The organism is Rheinheimera gaetbuli (assembly GCF_054781935.1).
In genome coordinates, this window is record NZ_BAAGTL010000042.1 from 1 (window position 1) to 2,363 (window position 2,363).

Genomic DNA, 2,363 nt, shown 5'->3' on the forward strand with positions numbered 1-2,363 from the left:
ACTATCTTGCTCATGCGCGGGCGACATATATGCCGTCGCACTTACAGGGCGCGGTGGTGAGTTCACCGTTGTGTTTTGATGCCACGTTAACCAGTCTGCTAACGCCATTGTGTGAAGGGAAGCGAGTGGTGTTATTGGCGGATGGTGATGCGGCGCTGGAGGCCTTGCCAGCGTACCTTTTTGGCGAGCAGAGCTGGTTGTTCAAATTAACACCGGCCCACCTTGATGCATTGGTGTACAGCCAGGAGCAAGGTACCAGTGGTGGTGGTTCGCATGTCATCGTGGTAGGTGGTGAGCAGTGGCGGATGAGCAGTTTGCAGCGGTGGAAAGGAGTGCTGTTACCGGCCAGTGTGTTTGTCAATGAATATGGACCAACGGAGACGGTGGTAGGCACGAGTGTATTGCAAGTGTCTACAGCGGAGGAGTTGGCGGCCTTGTCAGGACAGGTGAATGTGCCGATAGGTCGGCCGATAGCGGGTAGTCAGTTATATGTGGTAGGTGTTTCAGGGCAGTGGCAGCCGGTGAACAGTGTAGGTGAATTGTACATAGGCGGCGAGGGTGTAGGTCAGGGCTATATCAACCTTGCGGAGCAGACGTCGGGCCGTTTTATATCTTATCAGGGTGCGCGGGTGTACAAGAGCGGCGATTTGGTACGCTGGTTGAGTAATGGGCAGCTGGCCTTTATAGGGCGGGCGGATGAGCAGGTGAAGGTTCGGGGCTACCGGATTGAGCTGGGAGAAATCCAGGCACAGTTAGTGGCCTTGCCGCAGGTGCAACATGCGGAAGTGATAGCGGTAAAGGAGACGAAGGGCGGGGAGGAGAGTACCCGGTTGCTGGCCTATCTGGTGGCTGCGGGCGAGGATGCGTTTGATGAGCAGGAGCTGGCCCAGATCTGTCGCCAGCATTTATCAGCCGGTTTGCCGGAGTATATGGTGCCCTCGGCGTTTGTGTTACTGGCAAGCATGCCGTTGACAGCCAACGGTAAGCTAAACCGTAATGCGTTGCCTGTGCCGAAGAGCATGGGGCAAGAGTCGGGAATGGCTAATGTGGGGTATGTTGCTCCGGCCAAAGGCTTAGAGACCCTGATATGTGCTATCTGGGCGGAGGTATTAAAGCTTGAACAGGTAGGCGTAGAGGATAATTTCTTTAGTCTGGGCGGGGACTCTATTCTGTCGATACGGGTTGTGTCCCTGCTTAAGCGTGAGGGGTATCCGCTGGCGATTAAGGATTTATTTACCTATCAGACGGTTGCAGCATTAAGCCGGTATATTGAAGGGAGCCTGTCGAAAGAGGAGGCACAGGCCGTACAGGCTACGGCAGCCTTTGGGTTGCTAACCCCGCAAGAGCGGGCGGATTTGTTGGAGGAAGAGGGGTTGCAAGATGCTTATCCCTTATCTGTCTTGCAGGCGGGGATGGTCTTTCATACTCAGTTGGCGGGTTTCAATGGCACCTATCATGACTTTAATGCGGAGCATATCGTGTGTCCGTGGGATGAGGTTTTATTTGGCCGGGCCTTGTCAGATTGCATAAGTGCGCATCCGATTTTGCGTAGCCGTTACCGGTTATCGGGCGAGCGGGCGTTGCAACTGGTCTATGAGGCGGATGCCTTTCTTCAGCATGGCAGTGCACTGCCATTAGTGGTCGAGGACTTACGGGGGCAGGAGGACGCTGTACAACAAAGTTATGTGTCAAGCTGGATAGAGCAACACAAACGGCATGAATTTGACTGGGCCGGGGGAGCCCTTTATCAGGTCAATATCTTCCGTCGTACAGACGACAGCTTTACCTTTGTATTGAGTTTTCACCATTCGGTGTTGGATGGTTGGAGTCGTGCCTCATTAACGACTGTCTTGTATAACCGTTATCAGCAATTGCTGATGTCGTCAGATGGCAAAGGCGATGTGCCGGTGGCACTGGAGGAGGAGAGCATTTATCGCGAGTTCATTTCTCTGGAGCAGGCCGCACTGAATAATGTTGCGGCCCGTCATCACTTTATGGCCAGCCTGGAGGACGCGCCAATACAGCAGTTGCCGGTGAACGGTATAGCCAGTGATGATGCGGTGGATTATCGCAGTCACAGTGTTGTAGAGTTTACGGCTCGCTCAGCCGGATTGATAGGCTTGGCTGCGGAGTTGGGTGTCCCTGTGCAGGTGGTCTTGATGGCCTTGCATATTAAGGTGCTGTCGACGGTGAGTGGGCAGTCACGGGTTCTGACGAATGTGGTGTATAACGGCCGTCCGGAAATAGAAGGAGGTGAGCGGGGTCTGGGCTTATTCCTGAACTCTTTGCCGGTGGTGGTTGAGCTGAAGGCATTCAGTTGGCGGGAGCTGATTGAGCAGGTGATGGCGCAGCATCAGTTGAAC

Annotated in this window: 1 protein-coding gene; it reads left to right on the forward strand. The window is 54.2% G+C overall.

Features of this window, described 5'->3' with window-relative positions:
* Positions 1 to 29: 29 nt before the first annotated feature.
* Positions 30 to 2,363 (forward strand): condensation domain-containing protein (locus tag ACYVIC_RS19665; protein ID WP_460862694.1); only part of this gene is annotated, 2,334 nt, incomplete at its 3' end.